General features: G+C 66.0%; 24 protein-coding genes and 1 tRNA gene. 11 read left to right on the top strand and 14 right to left on the bottom strand.

What is annotated here, in order from left to right; all coding sequences use genetic code 11:
• Positions 1-164: 164 nt before the first annotated feature.
• From CVV68_RS11595 to crcB, 4 genes are read left to right on the top strand one after another with little or no spacing between them, the layout of a single operon-like run.
• Positions 165-953, top strand: a complete 789-nt coding sequence (locus tag CVV68_RS11595) for a hypothetical protein (protein WP_110501163.1) — start codon at positions 165-167, stop codon at positions 951-953.
• Complete coding sequence (locus CVV68_RS11590; protein WP_110501162.1) at positions 954-1,469, top strand: universal stress protein; 516 nt, start codon at positions 954-956, stop codon at positions 1,467-1,469.
• Entirely contained in the window at positions 1,466-1,960 is a 495-nt protein-coding gene (locus CVV68_RS11585; RefSeq protein WP_211320806.1) for a fluoride efflux transporter FluC, read from the top strand. Before CVV68_RS11590 ends, CVV68_RS11585 begins: the two co-directional genes overlap by 4 nt.
• On the top strand, positions 1,957-2,340 hold the full coding sequence (crcB, locus tag CVV68_RS11580) for a fluoride efflux transporter CrcB (RefSeq protein WP_110501161.1): 384 nt from the start codon (positions 1,957-1,959) through the stop codon (positions 2,338-2,340). Before CVV68_RS11585 ends, crcB begins: the two co-directional genes overlap by 4 nt.
• Positions 2,341-2,728: 388 nt before the next feature.
• On the opposite strand, the gene CVV68_RS11575 is transcribed toward crcB, so the two are convergent.
• On the bottom strand, positions 2,729-3,367 hold the full coding sequence (locus CVV68_RS11575; RefSeq protein WP_110501160.1) for an NAD(P)-dependent oxidoreductase: 639 nt from the start codon (positions 3,365-3,367) through the stop codon (positions 2,729-2,731).
• A gap of 109 nt (positions 3,368-3,476) precedes the next feature.
• Between CVV68_RS11575 and CVV68_RS11570 the strand changes: the two genes are divergently transcribed.
• On the top strand, positions 3,477-3,968 hold the full coding sequence (locus tag CVV68_RS11570; protein WP_110501159.1) for a MarR family winged helix-turn-helix transcriptional regulator: 492 nt from the start codon (positions 3,477-3,479) through the stop codon (positions 3,966-3,968).
• 30 nt (positions 3,969-3,998) lie between these two features.
• Here CVV68_RS11570 and CVV68_RS11565 read toward each other — a convergent pair whose 3' ends face one another.
• Positions 3,999-5,048, bottom strand: coding sequence for an FAD-dependent monooxygenase (locus CVV68_RS11565; protein WP_110501158.1), 1,050 nt, complete (start codon positions 5,046-5,048; stop codon positions 3,999-4,001).
• A 472-nt stretch (positions 5,049-5,520) separates the two neighbouring features.
• On the opposite strand from CVV68_RS11565, the gene CVV68_RS11560 reads away from it, so the two are divergent.
• A complete protein-coding gene (locus tag CVV68_RS11560; protein ID WP_110501157.1) occupies positions 5,521-5,952 on the top strand; it encodes an SRPBCC family protein in 432 nt (143 codons plus the stop codon).
• Positions 5,949-6,272 (top strand): ArsR/SmtB family transcription factor, encoded by a 324-nt coding sequence (locus CVV68_RS11555; protein ID WP_110501156.1) that lies wholly within the window; start codon positions 5,949-5,951, stop codon positions 6,270-6,272. Before CVV68_RS11560 ends, CVV68_RS11555 begins: the two co-directional genes overlap by 4 nt.
• 124 nt (positions 6,273-6,396) lie before the next feature.
• On the opposite strand, the gene CVV68_RS11550 is transcribed toward CVV68_RS11555, so the two are convergent.
• Positions 6,397-7,023: a TetR/AcrR family transcriptional regulator gene (locus tag CVV68_RS11550; RefSeq protein ID WP_110501155.1), complete on the bottom strand. Its 627-nt coding sequence runs from the start codon at positions 7,021-7,023 to the stop codon at positions 6,397-6,399.
• 90 nt (positions 7,024-7,113) lie between these two features.
• Between CVV68_RS11550 and CVV68_RS11545 the strand changes: the two genes are divergently transcribed.
• Positions 7,114-7,899, top strand: a complete 786-nt coding sequence (locus CVV68_RS11545) for an SDR family oxidoreductase (RefSeq protein WP_110501154.1) — start codon at positions 7,114-7,116, stop codon at positions 7,897-7,899.
• Positions 7,900-7,911: 12 nt separating this feature from the next.
• Here the strand turns inward: CVV68_RS11545 and CVV68_RS23475 are convergent, their stop codons facing one another.
• On the bottom strand, positions 7,912-8,070 hold the full coding sequence (locus CVV68_RS23475; RefSeq protein ID WP_170133155.1) for a hypothetical protein: 159 nt from the start codon (positions 8,068-8,070) through the stop codon (positions 7,912-7,914).
• Between the two features lie 147 nt (positions 8,071-8,217).
• Here CVV68_RS23475 and CVV68_RS11540 point away from each other — a divergent pair, with 147 nt between their 5' ends.
• Positions 8,218-10,014 (top strand): acyl-CoA dehydrogenase, encoded by a 1,797-nt coding sequence (locus CVV68_RS11540; RefSeq protein WP_110501153.1) that lies wholly within the window; start codon positions 8,218-8,220, stop codon positions 10,012-10,014.
• 54 nt (positions 10,015-10,068) lie between these two features.
• On the opposite strand, the gene CVV68_RS11535 is transcribed toward CVV68_RS11540, so the two are convergent.
• The 9 genes from CVV68_RS11535 to CVV68_RS11495 all read right to left on the bottom strand — a co-directional run bounded on the left by CVV68_RS11535 (position 10,069) and on the right by CVV68_RS11495 (position 18,215).
• Positions 10,069-10,145: transfer RNA gene (locus tag CVV68_RS11535), tRNA-Pro, on the bottom strand.
• 104 nt (positions 10,146-10,249) lie between these two features.
• Positions 10,250-11,806: a ribosome biogenesis GTPase Der gene (gene der, locus CVV68_RS11530; protein ID WP_110501152.1), complete on the bottom strand. Its 1,557-nt coding sequence runs from the start codon at positions 11,804-11,806 to the stop codon at positions 10,250-10,252.
• A 2-nt stretch (positions 11,807-11,808) separates the two neighbouring features.
• Entirely contained in the window at positions 11,809-12,450 is a 642-nt protein-coding gene (locus CVV68_RS11525; protein ID WP_245933484.1) for a lysophospholipid acyltransferase family protein, read from the bottom strand.
• Positions 12,451-12,533: 83 nt separating this feature from the next.
• Positions 12,534-13,262 carry a (d)CMP kinase gene (cmk, locus tag CVV68_RS11520; RefSeq protein WP_110501232.1) on the bottom strand — a complete coding sequence of 243 codons (729 nt, stop codon included), beginning with the start codon at positions 13,260-13,262 and terminating at the stop codon, positions 12,534-12,536.
• A 5-nt stretch (positions 13,263-13,267) separates the two neighbouring features.
• Positions 13,268-14,371, bottom strand: coding sequence for a prephenate dehydrogenase (locus CVV68_RS11515; protein WP_110501150.1), 1,104 nt, complete (start codon positions 14,369-14,371; stop codon positions 13,268-13,270).
• Positions 14,372-14,378: 7 nt separating this feature from the next.
• Complete coding sequence (locus CVV68_RS11510; RefSeq protein WP_110501149.1) at positions 14,379-15,638, bottom strand: pseudouridine synthase; 1,260 nt, start codon at positions 15,636-15,638, stop codon at positions 14,379-14,381.
• Positions 15,639-15,727: 89 nt separating this feature from the next.
• Positions 15,728-16,342, bottom strand: coding sequence for an SMC-Scp complex subunit ScpB (scpB, locus tag CVV68_RS11505; protein WP_110501231.1), 615 nt, complete (start codon positions 16,340-16,342; stop codon positions 15,728-15,730).
• Positions 16,343-16,396: 54 nt separating this feature from the next.
• Entirely contained in the window at positions 16,397-17,305 is a 909-nt protein-coding gene (locus CVV68_RS11500) for a segregation and condensation protein A (protein WP_245933495.1), read from the bottom strand.
• Positions 17,306-17,333: 28 nt separating this feature from the next.
• Positions 17,334-18,215, bottom strand: coding sequence for a ParA family protein (locus tag CVV68_RS11495; protein ID WP_110501147.1), 882 nt, complete (start codon positions 18,213-18,215; stop codon positions 17,334-17,336).
• Between the two features lie 206 nt (positions 18,216-18,421).
• On the opposite strand from CVV68_RS11495, the gene CVV68_RS11490 reads away from it, so the two are divergent.
• Positions 18,422-19,156, top strand: coding sequence for an ABC transporter ATP-binding protein (locus CVV68_RS11490; RefSeq protein ID WP_110501146.1), 735 nt, complete (start codon positions 18,422-18,424; stop codon positions 19,154-19,156).
• 4 nt (positions 19,157-19,160) lie between these two features.
• Positions 19,161-20,834: a DUF6297 family protein gene (locus CVV68_RS11485; RefSeq protein ID WP_110501145.1), complete on the top strand. Its 1,674-nt coding sequence runs from the start codon at positions 19,161-19,163 to the stop codon at positions 20,832-20,834.
• Between the two features lie 223 nt (positions 20,835-21,057).
• Here the strand turns inward: CVV68_RS11485 and CVV68_RS11480 are convergent, their stop codons facing one another.
• Positions 21,058-22,419, bottom strand: coding sequence for a cation:dicarboxylate symporter family transporter (locus CVV68_RS11480; protein WP_110501144.1), 1,362 nt, complete (start codon positions 22,417-22,419; stop codon positions 21,058-21,060).
• Between the last annotated feature and the right edge of the window lie 130 nt (positions 22,420-22,549).

The following is a 22,549-nucleotide window of genomic DNA, read 5'->3' as shown; positions in this document are numbered from 1 at the left end:
TGTAGACAAGACCAAGCTTGGCCAACGGTGTTCCTTCCCTTGGCCACGTCCAGTCTTTAGTGTCGAGGCGTTCTTGACAAGTCGAAGGTTGATTCGATCCATTTTTCCTCCCGTTTCGGTGTTTGCTCTAACACGGGGCGCAATGGGGTGACATGATTTCTTATATGAGCGAATCAACCGCCCCGCTGCCGGACAAGGCGGCCCGCCCGACCGGGACCCCTGCCACCGCGGCGGCCAGGAGGAAGATGCCGGTATGGCTGGCGCGCACCATCATTGGTGCGGCGGCCGCCATCGTGCTGGTCATCGCGTATTTCATCGCATCGGTCACGGTGCCGCTGGCATGGGCCACGTCCATCAGGGACCAGACGGGCGGGAAGCTGGGCAACGCCATTCCGCTTGGCATGTTTTATGGCTTCGTATTTTCATTTGTTCCGGTATTGGTGGGCTGGCAGTCGCACCACAAACGGCTGAACAAGGGCGTGCGCATCGCCCTGCTGGTGGTCGCGGTGTTGTTGACCATCCCCAATCTGCTCACATTGGCCGTGCTGTACGGCACCACTGGCTCGGCCACTGATGCACGCTCCATCTGGACCACCGGGGGCGCCAACTGGTTCGGCACCTGGGGCCAGATCTTCATGGTGGCCGGCGTGGTTTGCGCGGTGGCCGTGATTGTCCTTGGCCGCGCTTGGGTGCGCCGGGGGCGGAAGATCCGGCAGATCAAGGCCGCGGAAAGGCTCGTGCGCCAGAACGAAGAGGCCAAGGCCGGCGCAGCCCGGGACGCCGCCCGCGCAGCGGAGAAGCGGGCGCGCGGGGACGCGCGCACCGCGGAGAAAACCGCCAGGGCAACCGCCCGTTCAAGCCGCCGCAACCCCTTTGGGACGTCCGGGCCCGTGGACGCCTCCGGCGTCTCCGGCAGGCCGGAAACCCCACCGTCCGACACCCCGCGGGCATAGATGGAGCTGCACCAGCCCCTCCCCGCCTCCATGCTGGCGGCCGTGTTCCCCGGCCAGTCCCCCTCCGTGGTCCGCGAGGCCGGCACCCTGGCCGCGGCCCTGGGCCATGAACTGGTCTGTGCCTACGTCAACCCGGGCCGCTACGTGGTCTCGGAGGCGAGCAATGGCACCGTGTTCTCGGCCTCCGTAGACCCGGACTTTGACGACGGCGCCGAGGCGTCCTTCCCGGCCGGTCTCACCGCGGCCTTGGACCAGCAGCTGGCCCCGCTGCACATCCGCTGGCGTCCCCTGTTGCTGGCCGGCGCCGTCGCCGAAGCCCTGGCCCATTGCGCCAACACAATTGACGCCTCGTTGATCGTGGTGGGCACCCACGGGGATTCCCACACGACCATGCACGAACTCTTCAATCATTCCGTGGCCACCCGCCTGGCCCGCCACCAGCACCGCCCGGTGCTGGTGGTCCCAACGCACCACGGCGATTCCTCCCGGCAAAAGCCGGAGGCCGGCCGCCAGTGACAGCGTCTTCACCGCGGCCCTTCCTGCGCCCGCAATCGTTGGCCCTGGTGGCGCTGGGCGGGACTTTTGGTGCTGCCGCGCGGGAGGGCCTGGTCCTGTCAGTGCCCGACGCCGGGCATCTTCCCTGGGCGATCGTCATTGCGAACCTGGCCGGTGCCTTCCTGCTGGGATTGCTCTACGAAGCACTGAACCGGAGTATTCCGGGCCGGGCCCGCGGACCGAGGCTGCGGCTGCTGCTGGGCACGGGTTTCTGCGGCGGCTTCACCACGTACAGCACCTTGGCCGTGGGGGCCGTGGCGCTGGCCGGATGGGGCGGTGGTCCCGCCGCGCCCGGGCTGGGGTGGGCTGCCGGGTATGCGTTTGGAACGGTGCTGGCCGGCGCCTTGGCCACTTGGTGCGGGATCCTCGCCGGCTCCAGGCGCACCGACACCAGTGCGGCGGCATCACCCGGAAGCAACAGCACGGGCGCGAACGCCGGTGACGTCCGGTGAGCCCGCTTGTTTTCGTAGCACTGGCCCTGGCCGGCGGTGTGGGCGCCGCGGCCCGGTTTGTGGTGGACGGACTCATCCGCACCCGGTTCAAAACTGTCTTTCCGTGGGCCACGTTTGCCATCAACGTCTCCGGGTCCCTTGCGCTGGGCGCCCTGACGGCGTTGACTGCCGGTTCCGTGCTCCCCGTGGAGTGGAGCTTTATTGCCGGCGCAGGGTTCCTCGGCGGCTACACGACGTTCAGCACGGCCAGCTACGAGACCGTCAGGCTGCTGGCCGAACGCCGTTACGCCGCGTCGCTTGGCAGTGCATTTGGCACGTTGCTGGTATGCGTCGCCGCTGCAGCCTTGGGCTACTGGGCCGGCTCCGCCTGGACCGGCTGAGGACGGCCCGGGCTGCTTCGGACCGGTCTGAATCGGTCCGGTGGAAGCCGGCCGGGATGTTTCCCGCCTTGACACATCGTTTTCCAGTTGTAAAGGCTGGTGGCCCAGCGGCAGCTGAGCAAACCGAGGCGGCTCCCCGCCGCGTCAGCGCCGCCGTCAGCAAGCTGCTGCCGGAGGTCATTGACGTATGGAGACAGGTAATGACGCCAGTCTGATGTCGTCATGGTGTCATGTCAGGGGTGCGTCGGTACAGGGTACTCGTTAAATAGGACAGCCTGTACAGAGACGGCGAATCGCTGTACAGGCCTAACCTCGACCTACTTTGAGAAAAGAGTCTTGGCTACCAGGAACTCTACATGGGCGGCAGCCAAAGCTTCGCATCGAACGGTCAGTAGGCGATACCCAGCGGCTCTCCAACCGTGGCGGCGTTGGCAAGGGCGGCCAGCATGGCGTGCGCCGCATCAGCCCGGGAAATGAACAGGCCGCGTGGCACGTTTGAGCCCACCGCCGTCCGGTACCTGCCGGTCAGGGGTCGGTTGACCAGTTTCGGCGGCCGCAGCACGGTCCAGTCGGTGGAACTTTGCCGGATCTCCTCTTCCATCAGGGAAAGGTCGGCATACACGTCATGCAGCAGCAATCCGATAAATGGCATCAGGATGCGGCGGTTGAGGAAGCTGTCCCCGTCTGGAACGGCTCCAACCGGCGCCGCGCTGACGGCCACGAACCGCCGGGCGCCGGACACCGCGAATCCCTGCAGAATCCCGCGGGTGGCGCTGGAGGCCACGGGACCGTCCTTCCGCTTCCGCGGCCCGACGGCGGACAAGGCCGCGTCGCTGCCCGCAAGCGCGGCGGCCACCGCCCGCACGTCATCCAGCCCGCGCACTGTGACGAGTTCCAGGCCGGGTCGCCGGAGTGTCAGCCGGGCCGGGTCCCGCACCACGGCGCTCACCTGGTGCCCGGCGTCGAGCGCCTGGTGCACCACGTGCCCGCCAATGCCGCCACTTGCGCCAAAGACCGTCAACTTCATTGCAGTCCCTTCCGTCGCCGGCACAATCCGGCCGCTCAAGCAAAGCGAATATAATCATCTTAAGTGACAATCACAGTTCTTGACAATCATCGTTTGCTACAGTGCTTTCATGACCAAGGACACCGACGCCGCCAACGCCACTACCCTAAGCGGCCGGGCAGGCTTCCTGCTCTCGGAGCTTGGCAGCCGGAGCGCAGGGCGGTTTGCAGTGCGATTGGGTCCGCTGGGCATCGCGCCGAAGCACTATGGGCTGATGGAGCTGCTGTCAAGGAATGAGGGCTTGACCCAGCAGCAGCTCGGAACCACGCTGGGCATCCACCGCAACGTCATGGTTGGTCTCGTGGACGATCTGGAGAAGCGCGGTCTCGCCGAGCGTCGGCGCCACCCCACGGACCGGCGGGCGCACGCCATCCACCTCACTGAGTCCGCACGCGGCCTGTTGCCTCTTGCCCGATCCATCGCCGATGAGCACGAGACGGAGCTGCTCAGCGTACTGGACGGCCCGGAACGCGCCCAGTTGCTCGCCCTCCTGCAACGCCTGGCGGCCCAGCCCGGCAGGCCGGCGGACGTCCACCCGGGACTCCGCGGCAGCCGCCCGTAACAGAGCCAGGGTTCAGCAACAGAAGGACGGTTAGCGGTGCCGCAGGGACGCCCCCAGCCGCAGCACTCCACCGGCGGCCCCCAGCGCCACATTCCGCGCCACGAAGCCGTGCCGCATCATGGCGAGCCGGCCCATCCGGCGGGACATGGCCGCCATGCGCTGGGTTTTCGCCCGCCGCAGGCGGTCATACGCCGCCAGCCCCTCGGCCACGGTGGCCGCTTCGCCGAGACAGCGGCCCAATGCCGCACCGTCAACCAAGGCTTCGCAGGCCCCGCGCCCCAGGAACGGCGCCATGGAGTGCGCGGCATCCCCCACCAGCGCCGTGTTGCCGTTGACGTAGGACGGGAGCGGCGGGATTTCAAACAATTCGTGGTGCAGGATCGACGCTTCATCGACCCGTTCCAGCACCTCGGCGACGCCGGACCGCCACGAGCCAAACACGTCCTGCAGGTGCTGTCGGTGCGGTGGCTTGAACGTCCCTCCGGCGTCAAGGCAGGCGTACCAGTTGCTCGAGTCGGGGCCGGCCGGCGTGATGCCGAACATGGCCCCCGGCGCCCATGTTTCGCCGTAGCTGCCAACTGTTCCATCCACCGTCCCGCGCCAGACCACGGCCCCGAGGGTGCGTGCCCCGTACCGCTCCCCGAAGACCATGCGCCGGGTCGCGCTGTTGGTGCCGTCGGCGCCGACCAGGAGATCGACGCCGGCCAGTCCGCGCTGGTCGGCCACCTCGTCGCCAAAGTCAAGGTCCACGCCGTCGGCCAGCACGGCAAGCAGGGCCGGCCGGGAGATCAGGTGCAGCCCTCCTCCGGCGTTCATCGAGACCAGGGTGCGCCCTCCCGGCGTGCGCAGGCCAGCCGTGCCGGCGTCAGCCACACGGGCGCTGGCGCTGCGGACCTTCTCCCCCACGCCCAATTCGTCGAGCGCTGCGAGAGCTTCGGGCCACAGGCCCAGGGCAGTTCCGGTTGCGGGCAGGGCCGGGGACCGCTCGCGCACGGCGACGCCCCACCCCTTGAGCGCAAGGGCCCTAGCCGCAGCCAGACCTCCCACTCCCCCACCAATGACCACTGCGTTTCCCTTCATGGCTAAGAGCCTACGCCCGTGATTTTCATGAGGGGGCCATCCATGTTCCTGTGATGCCTCGGGCCCGGCATGGATCCACTCCGCCACTTGGTGCCGGATCCGGACCGGAAAACGAGCAGGCAGCGATCTTTTTGGGTGCAGGGGGTAGCCGGGGTCAGTCGCCCCTGGTGCACCGTGCGCGAATGGTAATATCCACCCCCGCAACCACCAGGGGTGTCCGCAACGCCAAAGAATGACCACAACGCACCCTGCCCCCCCACCTTGACGACATCACGGCACACCCACCAGGCGACAAGCCCGCCCACCGCGGCCAAGCAAGACACTCACATCACGTCGGACACATGGAAGCCACTTGACGCGAATCGACTGCCGTCCAGACCTGCCAACACGCCGCAACCTGCAACCAATCTGTTGCGCCTCGGCTTTGAAGGTGCAACACTATGATTGCAGGTAAAAACCCTAGGAGACTGTCATGGAAACAAGCACGGACCGGATTGAACGCGAGATCAGCATCGCCGCCAGCGCGGAGAGGGTGTGGGAGCTCATCCGCCGCCCCGGCTGGTGGATCAACGAAGGCGAAGTGCTGGACCAGGCCTTCGATCCAGATAGCGAGGTCAACGTCATCACCCACCCGGTGCACGGCACCTTCCGAGTCAAGACCGTCGCCCTGGACGCGCCCCGCTATGCGGCCTTCCGTTGGCTGGGTGACGTTGACGGCGCGGCCACCACCCTTGTCGAATTCTGGATCGACGGCGCCGATTCCGGCGTGACCTTGCGCGTGTCGGAGAGCGGCTTCGACTTGCTGAGCGTCAGCGATGAGGAGCGGCGTCAGCAGGTTGAGGGCAACACCGAGGGTTGGCGGATTGAGCTGGACGCGGCCTTAAAGTGGGCACTGCAGTCATGACAGCAACCTCCACGGCGCCGGTGTTCGCCGCACTGGGTGACCCTCACCGGCAGCAGTTGCTCATGATGCTTGCGCGCGGAGGCGCGGCATCGGCATCGTCGCTGGCGCCGTCGCTTTCCGTATCGCGCCAGGCGGTGGACCGCCACCTGCGGGTGCTGTCGACTGCCGGGCTGCTGGAGCCACGACGCTCGGGGAGGGAGGTTCTCTACTCTGTCCGGCGCGATGAGCTGGACCGCTCCGCGGACTGGCTCCGGGAGTTGGCCGACGGCTGGGACAAACGACTCTCCGCAATCAAGTCTGCTGCGGAGGCGCCGAACTAGGTGGGCCACCCGGTCGGCGCATGCGAGCCGGACGGAACCCAGCCGCGGAAGGCGTTGCGACGCTGCGCCTTCGCCGGCACGCCACCGCCATGCCCGGCAGTGATACCGGCCGCACCAGCCCGCGCTAGTCGCCTTCAATTTGCGGCAATGTCCACAGTGAACGGACGACGCCGGCCACCACCTCGGCCGCAAAGTCGCGGATGCGCTCCTGCGTGGGCGGCGCGTCCCCAGCTCCGGCATGAAAGCTCCACAGGAATGCCCGGTGCATCGCGGCACCGGTCAGCGCCATGGCGACGCCACCCAGCGGCGCGTCTTCACGGATGCGTCCTGCCGCCTGTTCCTCCGCCAGGTAATTCCTGACCCCGTTGCTGATGTCCTCCGGCCCTGTTCCGTGGGACTGCACGGCGTCGCGGTGGCGCGCCAGCAACTCGTTGTCGGAAAAGATGGACATCCCAATCGGCAGCACCGTCAGGTAAAAGGTCGTTACCTCGGCCGCCACCAGCCGCAGATTGCCTTCCAACGTTCCGTGACCAATAAGGCCGGCACCCCCGCCGCCAAGCACTCCTACCGGAGGCAGCCGCTCGGCAAGCACGGCCAGAAAGAGCCCAATCTTGTCCTCAAAATGCCGGTACAGCAGGGGCTCGGAACAACCGCTGGCACGCGCAATCTCTTTGGTGGTGGTGCGCGCCAGCCCCTTCTCCCGCATAACCTGGAACGCCCCGTCCAGGATTGCCTCCCGCGTTGAATTCATCGCGCCCCCTTCCCTGTTAGTAACTACTAACCTACACTTAGTGAACACTAACAGCGACGTCCTGATGGGACGTTGATGCGGAGGAAAGCCATGGCACTGGCAATTTTGGTCACCGGCGGCACAGGGCGGCTGGGTTCACGGGTGGTTACCCGACTCGTAGAGGCCGGCGCCACGGTTCGGGTGCTCACGCACAGCAGGACCGGGCCCGACGGCGTCGAGCTCTTTGCGGGCGACCTCGCCACGGGCGTTGGGATCGACGACGCACTGGCCGGTGTGGGGACGGTTGTCCACTGCGCCGGGAGCGCCAAAGGCGACGAGGTCATGACCCGAACCCTCGTTGCGGCGGCGCAGAACGCCGGCGTGGGGCACGTGCTGTACATTTCCGTGGTCGGTGCGGAGCGGGTACCTGTGGTCAGCGGCCTTGACCGCATGGCGTTTGGCTACTTCGCGGCCAAGCGGGCCGCGGAGCTCTTGCTGGAAAATTCCAGACTTCCCTATTCAATCCTGCGCACCACGCAATTCCAGGAGTCGATGTTGGCCGTGGCCAGGCAGATGGCGAAGTCTCCCGTGATCCCGACGCCGACGGGATCACGCTTCCAGCCGGTCGCCGTCGATGAAGTAGCTGCCAGGCTGGCCGAGCTGGCCCTCGGCGAACCGGCAGGGTTGGTTGCGGAAATGGGCGGCCCCACTGCCTACCTCACCGGCGAACTGGTCCGTGGCTACCTGACTGCCACACACCGGCGCCGCCTGTTCGTGCCCGTGCACATGCCCGGCAGGGCTGCCGGTGCGATCCGGGCGGGAGCGAACCTCACACCGAACCAGGCCGTGGGTGTCCAGACATGGGAGGAACTGCTGGCCTCCGAGGCCGGCGTCTGAAGCCGACGGGCGCTATTTGTTCAACGCGTTGCGCCGTATCCAACCGATGACGCCCGTGGCCACGAACAGGATGATCCCGATCACCGCGAGCCAGAACAAGCCCTTGATGACGAACCCCAGAATTGCCAGGACAACCCAGATGACAAGCAGAGCAACTATTAATCCAATCATTGGCCCAAACTACACCCCCTGCAACGTGATTTCACACCTTGGCCCCCGGCGCGCCGCACCTGCCTGAAGTGCTGTAATCCAGAAAACATTACTGACAAGTAACAAACTCCTGTTGCAACGCCGCCCGCCCAAGGTACGCTGACAATCATGGACCACTACCAGCCTCCCCTTGCCGACATATCGTTCGCCCTGAAGCATGTTGTCGGGTACCCGGACATCGCCGCCCTGCCCGGATTTGAACACGCAGACCTCGGCACCGTGGTTGAGCTTCTTGAGCAGTGCGGTGACTTCATGTCAGTGGCCGTGGCACCAACCAACCGCCAGGGCGATATCCAGGGTTCGCAGCTCCAGCCGGACGGCACGGTGGTGACGCCGAATGGTTTCAAGGAGGTGTACCGCCAGTACGTCGAGGCCGGCTGGGGTTCCGTGCCGCTGCCGGAGGAATATGGCGGAGGAGGTTTTCCCCGGACCGTCGGAGTGGTGATCCAGGAGCTCATGACAAGCGCCAATATGGCATTCTCGCTGTGCCCGCTGCTGACCCAGGGAGCCATCGAAGCTCTCGTGCACTATGGGGACGACGCGCTGAAGAAACGCTATCTGCCCAAGATGGTGACCGGCGAGTGGACCGGCACCATGAACCTGACCGAGCCCCAAGCGGGTTCGGACGTTGGTGCGCTGACCACCCGCGCCGTGAAGAACGAAGACGGCAGCTACGCCATCACGGGCCAAAAGATCTTTATCACCTACGGCGACCACGACATGGCTGAGCAGATTGTTCACCTGGTGCTTGCCCGCACGCCCGGTGCCCCCGAAGGCACCCGGGGCATCTCCTGCTTTATTGTTCCCAAGTTCCTTGTCAACGACGATGGCTCCCTGGGCAGACGCAACACGGTGGAGACGCTTTCACTCGAACACAAGATGGGCATCCACGCCTCCCCCACGTGCGTGCTCTCCTACGAGGACGCCACCGGCTACCTCGTCGGCGAAGAGAACCGCGGCATGCGCATCATGTTCGTCATGATGAACAGCGCCCGGCTCGGCGTCGGCGTGCAGGGCCTGGCAGTGGCCGAACGTGCCTACCAGCAGTCCCTGGCCTACGCCCAGGACCGCAGGCAGGGGCTGGCCACCGGCGCCACGAACCCCAGCTCCGCCATCATCGACTTCCCCGATGTGCGCCGAATGCTGATGACGCAGCATGCCCACATTGCCGCCCTCCGGTACCTTATGCTGCTTGACGCCACCTATGTTGACCGCAGCACCAACGACCCGGACCCGGCCGTACGGGCCCGGGCGGACGAAATCGCGGGAATCCTGACACCCATCTGCAAATCCTTCGGCACCGACCTTGGCAACGAGCTGACGTCCCTGGCGCTGCAGATCCACGGCGGCATGGGCTTCATCGAGGAAACCGGGGCCGCGCAGCACCTGCGCGACATCCGCATCGCCGCCATCTACGAGGGCACCAATGGCATTCAGGCCGCGGACCTCGTCGGCAGGAAGCTCGGCGTGCGGGGCGGCGCCTCGATGCTGGAGTTCCTGGCCGACATGCGCGAAATCGAGTTTGAACTGACCAACGCAGGAGCGGAATTCGCTACCATCCGCAAGGAACTCAGCCGCCAGTTCGACGCCCTCGAAGAGGCCACCCGCTGGATGCTGGCCACCGGACAGGCCGACCCTGACGGTGTTCTTTCAGGCTCGACGCCGTACCTGCGCATGTGGGGGCTTTGCGCCGGGGCGTGGATGCTGGCACGTGCTGCGCTGGCGGCGCCCGCCACCGGTGACGCCGCATTGGCTGACAGTCAGCTGGTCCTGGCCCGCTTCCATGCCGAGCAGCTGCTGCCGCAATGCGCCAGTCTTCTAGGTGCCGCCACGGCCGGCTCCCGTGACTTGTTCGCGCTGGATGCTGACCAACTCGCGGGGGCGGCACGGCGCGTTCGCAGCTAGCCCCCAACTTAAAAACTTCAGGCAGCGTCCGAATGGACGCTGCCTGAAGTTGTTTGGTCGGGCTGACAGGATTTGAACCTGCGACCCCTTGACCCCCAGTCAAGTGCGCTACCAAGCTGCGCTACAGCCCGAAAGTTCAGCGTTTGGGAGGCATCTCCCGTGGCCGAACCACCTGAAAAAGCTTACCCCATAAATTTCACGGCAAAGACCATTTCCGGCCCAACTGTGAGCCCCGTTACTTCTTCCGGCTGCGCTTTTCACGCACGCGCATGCTGACCTCGATGGGCGTGCCCTCGAAGCCAAACGTTTCACGAAGCCGGCGTGTAATGAAGCGGCGGTAGCCGGGGTCCAGGAAGCCGGTGGTGAACAGCACAAATTTCGGCGGCCGGCTCGAAGCCTGCGTGCCGAAGAGAATGCGCGGCTGTTTGCCTCCCCGCACGGGGTGCGGGTGCTCCGAGACCAGCTCCCCCAGGAACGCGTTCAGGCGGCCCGTGGGGATGCGGCGGTCCCAGTTTGCGAGTGCCAGGTCCAGGGCCGGCACCAGCCTGTCCTTGTGCCAGCCGGTTTTGGCCGAGATGTTCACGCGCGGCGCCCACTCGACGTGCGCCAGGTCCTGCTCGATTTCACGTTCCAGGTACTTGCGGCGCTCGTCGTCCAGCAGGTCCCACTTGTTGAAGGCCAACACCAGTGCGCGGCCGGACTCGATGGCCAGCTGCAGGATGCGCACATCCTGCTCGCTGAGGATCTCATCGACGGCGAGCAGCACCACGGCCACCTCAGCCTTTTCCAGCGCGGTCTGGGTGCGCAGGGACGCATAGAAGTCCGCGCCCTGGGCCATGTGCTGGCGGCGGCGGATCCCGGCTGTATCCACGAAGCGCCAGGTGCGGTCGCCCAGCTCAATGAGTTCGTCAACAGGGTCCCGCGTGGTACCGGCAACATTGTCCACCACCACACGTTCGGTGCCCGCAAGCTTGTTCAGCAGCGACGACTTTCCCACGTTCGGGCGGCCGATGAGCGCGACGCGGCGCGGGCCGCCGGTGCGGTCCACTCCGGCGACGGCGGAGAACTCCGGCAGCACGTCCATGACGTGGTCCAGCATGTCGGCCACACCGCGGCCGTGCACGGCGGAGACCGGGTACGGTTCGCCCAGGCCCAGCCCCCACAAGGAAGCGTTGTCGGCTTCCTGGACAATGTCGTCCACCTTGTTGCCCACCAGGACCACGGGCTTGCCGGCCTTGCGGAGCATGCGCACAATGGCCTCGTCGGAGGCGGTGATGCCGACAACGGCGTCCACCACCAGCAGCACGACGTCGGCCATTTCGACAGCAATCTCAGCCTGTTCGGCCACGCGGAGGTGGATGCCGCGGGCATCGCGCTCCCAGCCGCCGGTGTCCACCAGCGTGAAGTTGCGCCCGTTCCAGTCCGCCGTGTACTGCACGCGGTCGCGCGTCACGCCGGGGGTGTCCTCCACCACGGCCTCGCGGCGGCCCAGAATACGGTTGACGAGGGTTGACTTACCGACGTTTGGCCGTCCCACAATGGCCAGGACGGGGTCCTGGCGCAGGGCATCCTCGGAGGTGCCGTCGTCGAACCCGCCGGCGAGCAGCGCGGCGTCTTCGTCATCAAGTTCATAGCTGGCCAGGCCAGCCAGAAGCCCGGCGGCACGGGTCTCGGCGTCCTCGTCGGTGATTTCCGCCAGCCGCTCGGCAACGCGGTCAGTACCCGTGGGCACGTAGTCCTGGTGGCTAAGCTCACCCTCACCGGGGTGCGCGGCAGACTTGGAGTCGCTCATGGTTACTGTCCTTTGTGCTTTGAAGGTAGGTGGTCATCCGCAGGCAATTGCTGCCCGGTGGCGGCCGTGGCGCCCAGTATGTGCCCGGCCAGTCGGAGCCGGATTCTTTCGGTTGCCCTGTCCATTGAAACACGGCCTGTAACTCCGGGCTCGCGCGCAATTTTCAGCGGTTCCCCAAACACCACGTGCAGATGCCGTCGGGGCTTGGGAATTGAGTTGCGTGGTTCGTGGCCCACGCGTGTGCCCAGAATGGCCACTGGCACGACGGCGGCGCCCGAGTTGAGCGCCAGCCACGCCACCCCGGCATTGACATGGGCGGCGTCGCCGGTTCCCCGGGTGCCTTCGGGCAGGATGCCCACGCAGTCCCCGCGGTCCAGCACATCCTTGGCGAACTGTAGGGCGCCGCGGTCGCCGTCGCGGTTCACGGGGATTTGCCCGGAGGTGTGCAGCACCCAGCCCAGGAAGCCCGTGAAAAGGTCGTATTTGACCATCACGTGCATGTACCGGCTGGCGGCGCCCACCATCACGGGGCCGTCCAGGAAGCTGAGGTGGTTGGCGGCGAAGATGACAGGGCCGTCAGCGGGGATGTTTTCACGACCGGACACGGTGGTGCGGTACACCACGTGGTCCAGCACCCTCCCCACCGGCCGGCTCCACCGCGTTTTCCACCGTGGAGGCGCCGCCGCCAGAACGCGCAGCGGCCTGCCTCCAGCCTTATCGCCGGGCCTCATGCAGCCGGGCCCTCGTTGACCGAGCGCCGCACCACATTGATCACGGCGTCCACCGTTTCCTCGAAATCCAGCTCGGAGGAATCGACAGTGTACACGCCGTCCGCGGCCCTCTGGAAGTCCACCACGGTGGCATCCTTCGCGTCGCGGCCCACCACCTGTTCGCGCAGCTGTGCCTGCGTCTGGGATCCACCCAGCTGGAGTCCGCGGCGCCGCAGCCGGGCCTCCTCACTGGCTGTGAGAATCAGCCGGGCCTCGGCGCGGGGTGCCACCACGGTGGTGATGTCGCGGCCCTCCACCACAATCCGGCTTCCGCACTGGGCAATGATTTCCTGCTGCCGGCGCACCAGTTCGCGGCGTGCACCCAGGTTGGTCGCCACGGCGCTGACGGCCTTGGAGATGTCCGGCTCGCGAATCGGTCCGGTGACGTTGATGCCGTTGACCCTGACAAAGTCCCCGTCCGGGGTCAGGCTCTGCTCAATCTTCACGGTGCGCGCGGCCGCCTCGACGGCGGCGGCGTTTTCCAGGTTGATGCGCCCGTTCAGGCAGTGCCACGTCAACGCCCGGTACATGGCCCCGGTGTCCAGGAACGCCAGGCCCAGCCGGCGCGCAACAGCCTTGCTGATGCTCGACTTGCCGGAGCCGGAAGGCCCGTCCACTGCCACCACCAGGGACTTGCCCAGGCGCAGGCGCTCCGGGATCACCGGCTCGGGAAAGGTCACAAACATGTCCGTCACAAAATTACCTTCCATCCACGTTCCGTCAGGTCCTCCACCAAGCTCACACGCTTGGACGGCAGCACCGAAATTTCCACCATGCCCACCTGCAGTCCGGCGGAGTGGTCCATGCGCAGGTCCTCAACATTGACGCCAATGTGGCCGATCTCTGTCAACAGCTTCGCAATCTGCCCCGGCTTGTCATCCACCAGTACCGTCAGCCACGTGTACTGCTGCGCCGGGCCGCCGTGCTTGCCCGGAATCCGGGTCTGCCCGGCATTTCCCTCAGCCATCAGCTGGGCCATGTCAAGCCGTGCGCCCGGCGCCGTCGGGGCGCTGAGCGTAGTGATCAGCCGGTCCAGGTCCGCCCGGACCCCCAGCATGATTTCCAGCAGCTTGGGTGCGTTGGCGCCGAGAATCTGCACCCACAAGGCCGGATCGCTCGCGGCAATCCGCGTCACGTCACGCAGTCCGTTGCCGGCCAGGGACAGCGCGTGGGGCGGCGTTTCCTGCAGCCGGCTGGCCACCAGCGAGCTCATGACCTGCGGCAGGTGACTCACCAGCGCCACGGCCGCGTCATGTTCATCAGGGGTAAAGCGAAACACCACGGCGTTGAGGTCGATCGCCAGTGAATGCGCCACCTTCACCGCGTGCTGGGAGCTCACCTCCGACGCGCACAGCACCCACGGCATCGAGTTGAACAGTTCCCCGAGCGCTGCCACCGGACCGGATTTCTCCCGCCCGGCCATGGGGTGCGTGCCCACATAGCGTTCCAGCATTCCCCGGTTCGGGCCCAGGATGTCCGCGAGTTCGGCGGCCACGGCCACCTTGACGCTGGCGATGTCAACCACGACGGCGGACGGGTACGTTTGCAGTGCCCCCGCCACAACGGCTGCGGTGACGTCCGGCGGGGCGGCAACCACCACGAGTTCGGGCTCGAGGTTTTCGGCGTCGTCAAAACCGCGGCCGGCACCGATGTCCACGGCCACGGCCTGCGCCGACGGCGAGGGATCGGAGACCACCACGTCAATGCCGTGCGCCCTCAGCCCCAGGCCGATGCTGGCCCCCAGCAGCCCGCTGCCAAGGACCAGCACGGGTCCCGCCAGATGCGTTGGATTCATCCGCTGCCTACATCCCCACTTCTGCGAGCAGGTGGCCCACCTCATGGCGGCCCAGGACACGGATGCTGCCCTGGCGCTGGTCGCCGAGGGCGATGGGGCCGAACTTCACGCGGACCAGGCGCTCCACCGGGTAGCCCACAGCGTCAAACATGCGGCGCACAATGCGGTTTTTGCCGGAGTGCAGAATGACCTCGGCCAGCACGTGGCCGGGGGTCGAATCCACGAGGCGGAAGGAGTCGACTTTTTGCCAGCCGTCCTCCAGTTCCACGCCGTCCTTCAGCTGCGCGCCAATGCCCTGGGCCATCGGCCCGCGGACTTGCACCAGATAGGTCTTGGGCACCGCATACTTGGGGTGGCTCAAGCGGTTGGAAAGCTCGCCGTCGTTGGTCAGGAGCAGCAGGCCCTCGGTGTTCGTGTCCAGTCGGCCCACGTGGAACAGGCGCTCCCGGGTCTGGCGCTTCTTGAGGAAGTCGCTGATGCAGGGACGGCCCTCCGGGTCATCCATGGTGGAGACAACGCCTTTGGGCTTGTTGAAGACCATGTAAACCATGGAGTCGTTGGTCTGGATGGTCATGCCGTCCACGGCGATGTCCGCCGTTTCCGGATCCACGCGCAGCCCCAGCTGGCTGACCGTCACGCCATCCACCTGGACGCGGCCCTCGAGGATCATGTCTTCGCACAGGCGGCGGGAGGCCACGCCGGCCATGGCCATGACCTTTTGCAGGCGAACGCCATCGGCGTTGTGGATGTCGACGTCGTCCGTGGTGGTCGCAGGGCGGCGGTTCTGCTCCGTGGGACGGTTTTTCACGGGACCCAGATTGCGGCCGTACTGCTCATTCTTGTAGGGGCGGGCGCCGGTCTGCGAGGGCTTGCGCGGTCCTGACGGGCGCTGGCCGCCTGCACGGGCGTCCGCACGGGCGGCAAACTTTCCCGCACCCGCCGTGGCTGCGGACTTGGGGCCGCCAAACTTGCCGCCGGTCCGCGGGGCGCCGGAGCGGAAGCCGTCGCTGCCGCCCCTGTAACCCTCGGAACGGGGAGCGCCGGAGCCGCCTGCGCTGCCGCCCCTGTAACCCTCGGAACGGGGAGCGCCGGAGCCGCCTGCGCTGCCGGAGCGGAAGCCCCCGGACTTGGGCGCGCCGGAGCGGGGCGCGCCGGACTTGTAGCCGCCGGTCTTCGGGGCGCCTGAGCGGGGCGCGCCCGAGCGGGGGGCGCCGCCTCGCGGCTGGTTCTGCCCGGACGAACTCCCGGAACGGGGCGACGGTGTCATTGATTAGTCCTTAATGCTGCAAAGTCGTGTAGCTGAAAGTGGGTGGGCCTGAAAGTTCAGGGGCGGTGCAGGGGCTGGGATCGGGCAGGCTAGAGGCTGGCATCATCGAAATCATGAAGGTTTTCCAGGCCAGGCAGATGCTGTGCAATTTGCGGCAACTCTTCCACGCTCCCAATCCCCAACCGTTCCAAAAAGTACGCTGTGGTGCGGTACAGGAATGCCCCTGACACCGGGTCGGTGCCCACTTCCTCAATCAGGCCGCGCTGCGCCAGCGTCCTCACCACCGAGTCCACATTGACGCCACGAATGGCGGAAACGCGGGCCCGCGAGACCGGTTGGCGGTAAGCTATCACCGCCAGGGTCTCCAAGGCCGCCTGCGTGAGCCGGGCCGTTTGGCCGTCCACAACAAACTGTGACACGATCCCGGAATATGCGGCCCGTGAATAAACACGCCATCCCCCGGCAAGTTGCCGAAGTTCAAAGCCGCGCACCGGTATGGTGCCACCGTCCCTAGTATAGCCGTCGTACTCCCTTGCCAGTTCGTTCAGTAGCTTACGCACCGCGGCGGTGGGCAGGCCCACCACGGCGGCCAAATGCTCCTCAGGCACGGGTTCATCCACCACCATCAGCACTGCCTCAAGGGCTGCGCGGACCCCGCCGGGACGTTCCAGGGCTTCCCGGGTGTCCAAACTCTCACCCATCATGGGTTCTGGCTGCCGGTTTTCAGCTTCCACAGGGCAGCCTCCAAAGGTTCATTTTCATGGCTGGCCGGTTGCCATGGCTGGAATGTCTTCATCGTCAAAGTCGCTGTCGGTCAGCAGGTTGTCCCGTACGCCGGCGCTCCAGCGCACCAGCAGCTCCCCCAGCGGGCTTGCCTGGTCGAAGGAAATGACGGCATCACGGAACAATTCCAGCAGGGCCAGAAAGCGGGCAATGACCACCAGGTTGTTCCCGGCGTCCACCGTCAGGGCGCGGAAGGACAAAGGGTGCCCGGTCCACCCCCTGGCGGCGGCGGATCCGGCGTCGGGCATGCCGGCAGTCAGCATGGCCGTGAGGATCGCCGCCTGTTCGCGGACGCTGACGGGCGCCATGTGCAGGTGGGCCAGCCCAACCTCGGTGGGGATGGCTTCCCTGGGCTCCATGGCCTTGGCCGCCAGTTCGGCAAACTGCTCAGGCGTGTGTCGCCAGACGAGCTCCGGCAGCAGCGCGGCAAAGTGCGGTTCCAGGCCCACCAGGCGCGGGAACCGCATGGCCTCACGTTCCAGCTCGGCCCCCATCAAGGTGGCCACTTCCTTGAACGCCTTGTACTGCAAAAGTCTCGCGAACAAGAGGTCACGGGCCTCCAAAAGGGCCAGGTCGTCGTCGTTCTCCACCTCGCCGGCGGGCAGCAGGCGGGCGGCCTTCAGATCCAGGAGGGTGGCGGCAAGTACCAGGAATTCGCTGGCTTCATCCAGTGCCCACTCCCCGCCAAGTTCCTGCAGGGTCTTGAGATAGCTGATGAATTCGTCAGTGACCGTGGCGATTGCCACATCCGTGATGTCCAGCTCGTGCTTGGAGATCAGGCCCAGGAGCAGGTCAAAGGGACCCGTAAAATTCTCCAGCCGGACCTCAAAGCGCGCCTTCCCCTCCGTCTTTTCAGGATCGGAACCAACCGGGGCTGCCGCGATCCCCGCGACGTCTGCCGGGCCGTCCAGCTTAGGGTGCGCCGCCACGGGCGATCAGCTCTTTGGCCAGCCGGCGGTAGGAGTCGGCGCCCTGGTGGTTGCTGGCGAAGGACGTGATGGGCTCGGCCGCCACGGAGGCATCGGCGAACTTGATGGTGCGCTTGATGACGGTCTCGAAGACCTTGTCGCCAAAGGCTTCCACCAGGCGGGCCAGGACCTCGCGGCCGTGCAGGGTGCGGGCGTCGTACATGGTGGCCAGGACGCCGTCCACCTGCAGGCGCGGGTTCAGTCGGTCCTGGACCTTTTCGATGGTTTCCACCAGCAGCGCCACGGCACGCAACGCAAAGAACTCGCAGATCAGCGGGATGATGACCCCGTGCGCGGCAGTCAGCGCGTTGACGGTCAGCAGACCCAGGGACGGCTGGCAGTCGATGAGTACCACGTCGTAATCGTCCTCGACCTTGCGCAGCGCACTGGCCAGGACCTGTTCGCGGGCAACCTCGTTGACCAGCTGGACTTCGGCGGCCGAGAGGTCAATGTTGGCCGGAAGGATGTCAATGTTGTCAATTTCGGTGTGCAGGATGGCATCACGGATGTCCACCTTGCGGTCCATCAGCACGTTGTAGACGGTGATGTCCAGCTCATGCGGGTTGGTGCCCAGCCCAGCGGACAGCGCGCCCTGCGGGTCAAAGTCCACCAGCAGGACCTTGCGCCCGGCCTCGGCAAGGGCTGCACCCAAGTTGATGGTCGACGTCGTCTTGCCCACCCCGCCCTTTTGGTTGACCATGGCGATGACGCGGGCAGGACCATGGGAAGAGAGGACCGGAGGCTCGGGGAATTCGGTGACCGGCCGTCCGGTGGGTCCCAAAACGTCCTCGCCCACGAGTGCTGTTGCACCCTGATCGTTGCTCACCTGTAAGTCCACACTTTCGCCGCCGTGTTAAATCGATGGAGTTGATTCTGTTCTTGTTCTTCCGCTGCCAGCTTCTAGGCTACCGGGTGGACGCTGCATGTTTTGGACATTTGCGGGCTATGCATTTTGAGCCTTTACCCTCAAGTTGAGGATGAACGTTCGCTCCACTCCCCCGGTTCCAGCTCGCCCGCATATACTTCGAATTGATGAGCACCCCCAAGAAACCCTCCCCCAAAAGTTCCGAACGGCGCAAGGATGTGGTCCGCGCTGAAAAGCTGCAGGCAGGCTACGGCACCACCGCCGTCTGCGGCGTGGTCAGCTTCAGCCTTCACGCCGGCCAGGCACTTGCCCTGGTTGGCCCCAACGGCGCCGGCAAGTCAACCGTGGTGAAAACCGTGGTGGGCCAGCTCGAGGCCGTCTCCGGCACCACACTGATCAACGGTGACAAGGTTGACGACAGGACCCTGGACTTCCGCCGGGAGGTGGCCGTGGTGTTCGACGACGACGCCTTCTTCCCGGCCCTGACCGTGGAGGAACACCTGGCCATCGTCTCCGCCGGGCACGGTGTGCATGACGTGGAGGACGTAATTGCCTCCGAGCTGGAATTCTTCGGACTCGCCGCGCTCGCCAAGTCCCGCCCCTATAATTTATCGTCCGGGCAGCGCCGCCGCATGCTGCTGGCCTCCGCCTTTGTGCGGCCGCGCTCCCTGTTGGTCCTGGACGAGCCGGAGCAGCGCCTGGACACCGGCATGCGGCACAGGCTGGCCGAACGGCTCCGCGCCGAGGTGGATGGCGGATTGGCCCTGCTGGTGGTCACCCACGACCCTGACTTTCTCTCCACCGTGGCCACGAAGGCATTGTTCATTGCGGACACGATCCATGCAATGACGCCGGCCCAGGCGGCTGTGGCGATCTCCTCCGAGAACCCCCACGTGGACTAGCCCCATGACGATGGAAACCAGCGAGCGCTTCAGCGCCAGGGAAATACGGCAATACACGTTCAGGGCCGGTCTCAGCCGCACCGAGGGCGGCGTCATGGAGCTGGTCTCCGAGGCCTACACCTTTGTTTTGGGCGGACTGACCCTCCTCACCATGGCCGGAGCCATCATTGTCGGCCTGCGCAACAGCCTGGGCGTGGGCCACGAATCAGCGCTGGCCGCTACGGTGGTGGCTCCCGGCTTCCACTCCGTGACATTGCTCCAGGCCAGCGCCATGGTGCTGCTCACGCTCGCCGCCTCCCTGCTGGCTGTGGAAATGACAGTGGGACCCATCACCATGACACTCCCACAGACCGCCTGGTGGCTGGGCCTGCCTGTGAAGAGAAGGGGCTTCATCCAACCCGGATTCTTCAAGTCCCTGATCTGGCCGGCGGTTGCCGCCATCGTGGTGGTGATTCCTGTCTCCCTGGGCATGGCCTCGGCCCCCACCACGGGCCGGATAGCCCTGGCTGTGCTGTGCGGGATCGGGGTGGCCTGGCTGCTCTACGGGATCGCCGCATGGTGCCAGATAACGAACACCGGGTCCTGGTTGAAGGTGCTGACCGCAGTGGTGACGCTGGTGGCTCCGTTGACCCTTGTGGCCACGGCGCTGTACAACAACACGGCCGGCGCGGGTGCCATCACCGGCGCACAGACGGCCTGGCTCGAATACCTGCCCACGAGCTGGCCCCTGCTGGTTGCCGACGGCGCGCTGTGGCCGTTGGTCATGGTGTTCTTCGCGCTGCTCCTGCTCGGCGCCGTCTATTGGAACCTGGAACGAATCACGACGGCGAAGCTGAAAGAGGCTGCAGCGGCGGGCGCCTACGTGGCGGGTTCGCTGATGTCCATGGATGCCTCGGAACTCTCCCGTTCCCTCGGCGGCGGACAGTCCACCGGAACATCCAGGGTGCGCCTGCCATTGGTCTTCCACGGCGGCACGGTCTTTTCCCGCAGCGTCAAGACCCTGCTCAGCACCCACGCCACCATGGCGCTGCGCTCCCCCATGTCGCTACTGCGCGTGCTGGTGCTCGCGGCCATTCCGGCCAGCCTGGCGGCGGTACAGTACCTGGGCAATTCGGTGTTGATTGCGGTGGTGCTTTACTTCTGCGCTCACTTTGCCGCCACCTCACTCGGTTCCACGGCACGCTTTGCCAATGGAAATCCGGCCGTGGACATGCTCATGCCGCTGCCGGCCAAAATTGTCCGCAGGGTTCACTACGTGCTGCCTGCCGCGGGAATGACGCTGTGGGCGCTGATTTGTTTCGCATTGCTGCTGGCCTTGGGCGTCGGCTCGCCGGCGCTGTTGCTGCTGGCCGTCCTGGCCGGCCCCGGTCTGGGCGCCGCCACCTTGCGCGCGGGGTTCCGACCGGCACCTGACTGGAACATGCCCGCTGTCGCCACGGCCTCCGGCCCCATCCCGACGGGGGCCGTGCGGGCGTTCCTGGTGGGCCCGGATCTGACATTGATAGCGCTGCTGCCCGTTCTGATCAGCTTGATCTCCGGCGGCGTGCCGGCCATCATGTTCCCGGCCCAGCTGGGCCTGACCCTGCTCGCCTATACGTGGGGAACCCATGTTCGCAAGCCCAAGTCCGCCAAGTCCGGCGGTTTGTTCGGCACGCCCCCGGTGCCCGTTTCCAAATAGCGGTCCTGTTCTGCACGCGGCCCGCTGCGGGCCCGGCGCCGGACAGTGTGCACACATGCGGGCCCACGAGCGGCAAGCATGCGCAAAACCGCCATCTGGTCCAGTGCATGCCGAAGGGTGCCGGACGGCGCAAGGCGCGTGACGGCGTCGTACTTCCCCTGGAAACGGCAAAGCGGGCGGCCACCCCCGTGGAGGGAAGCCGCCCGCCTTTTAGCAGGAAACGCTATACCGAAGCGGGGACCCGCTCGTCCTCGCGCGGAGCCGTTACGTTGGCGTCGTGCTCCGCGGCGTGGCCGTCCGGCTCCAGGGACAGCTCGTCGAAGGGGCTGCGGCCGGAGAGGACATCGCGGGCCTGGTCAATGTCGAGCTCGTGCGTCCACTTGCCCACCAGCAGGGCGGCCACGGCATTGCCGGTGAAGTTGGTGAGTGCACGGCACTCGGACATGAACTTGTCGATGCCAACAATCACGCCCATGCCATCGAGCAGCACCGGCCGGTGCGCCTGGAGACCGGCGGCCAGCGTGGCCAGGCCGGCACCCGTGACACCCGCGGCGCCCTTGGAGGCGATCACCATGAACACCAGCAGGCCGATCTGCTCCCCGAGGTTCATCGGCATGCCCATGGCGGTGGAGATAAACAGCGAGCTCATGGTCAGGTAGATGGCGGTGCCGTCAAGATTGAAGGAGTAGCCGGTGGGGACGGTGATGCCGACCACGGGCTTGGAAACGCCGACGTGTTCCATCTTGGCGATCAGGCGCGGCAGGGCGGATTCGGAGGAGGACGTGGCGAAGATCAGCAGGTATTCGCGGCCCAGGTAGCGCATCAGGGCGAAGATGTTCAGCCCGGTGACCAGACGCAGGATGGATCCGAGGATGACCACGATGAACAGGGCACAGGTCAGGTAGAACGCACCCATGAGGATGGCCATGGACCCGATGGCGGCCCAGCCGGTGGCACCGACGACCGCGGCAATGGCACCGAACGCGCCCACCGGGGCCACCCACATGATCATCATCATCAGCTTGAAGACCACCTTTTGGATGTTCTTCACGGCGTTGAGGACGGGCTCGCCGGCCTTGCCCAGGGACTGGAGCGCAAAGCCGACCAGCAGCGCCAGGACCAGGGTGGGCAGGACCGGAATGTCGCCGGGGATCAAGTCCAGCAGGAACTTCACCGTGGCGTTGTCCGCGGATGCGGCCGTCGTCTTGTAGGGCTGCAGGTGCAGGCCGGCACCGGGGTGGATGAGGTTGCCCACCACCAGGCCGATGGCGAGGGCCACGGTGGACATCACCATGAAGTACAGCAGCGCCAGGCCGCCGACCTTGCCCACGGTCGCGGCTTTGGCGATGGAGCCCACGCCCAGCACGATGGTGCAGAAAATGATGGGCGCGATGATCATCTTGATCAGGGCTATGAACATGGTGCCGAGGGGCTTGAGTGACTTGCCAACGTCAGGGGCCAGGAGGCCGATCGCCGCGCCCAGGACCACCGCCGCAATGACTGCTACGTACAGCCAGTGGGTCTTATCCATCCTGCGGCGTGCGGGCTTGGCCATGGTGGCTGTCCCTCCCCGTTGAGAGCTCATTGTCACTCCTTGTGATCTTCGGTGGTTAGCATTGGTAGGTGCGGCGTGCGATCCGCCTCACACAAGAGTGCCCGCCGGCGTGATTTATCTCACCGTTGCGTTCATATTGGTCGCACGAAAGGAACCCCCA

The sequence above is a fragment of the Arthrobacter livingstonensis genome (assembly GCF_003219815.1).
GTDB lineage: Bacteria > Actinomycetota > Actinomycetes > Actinomycetales > Micrococcaceae > Specibacter > Specibacter livingstonensis.
The sequence above is the reverse complement of the archived record's forward strand: the minus strand, read 5'-3'. Positions and strand labels throughout refer to the sequence as shown.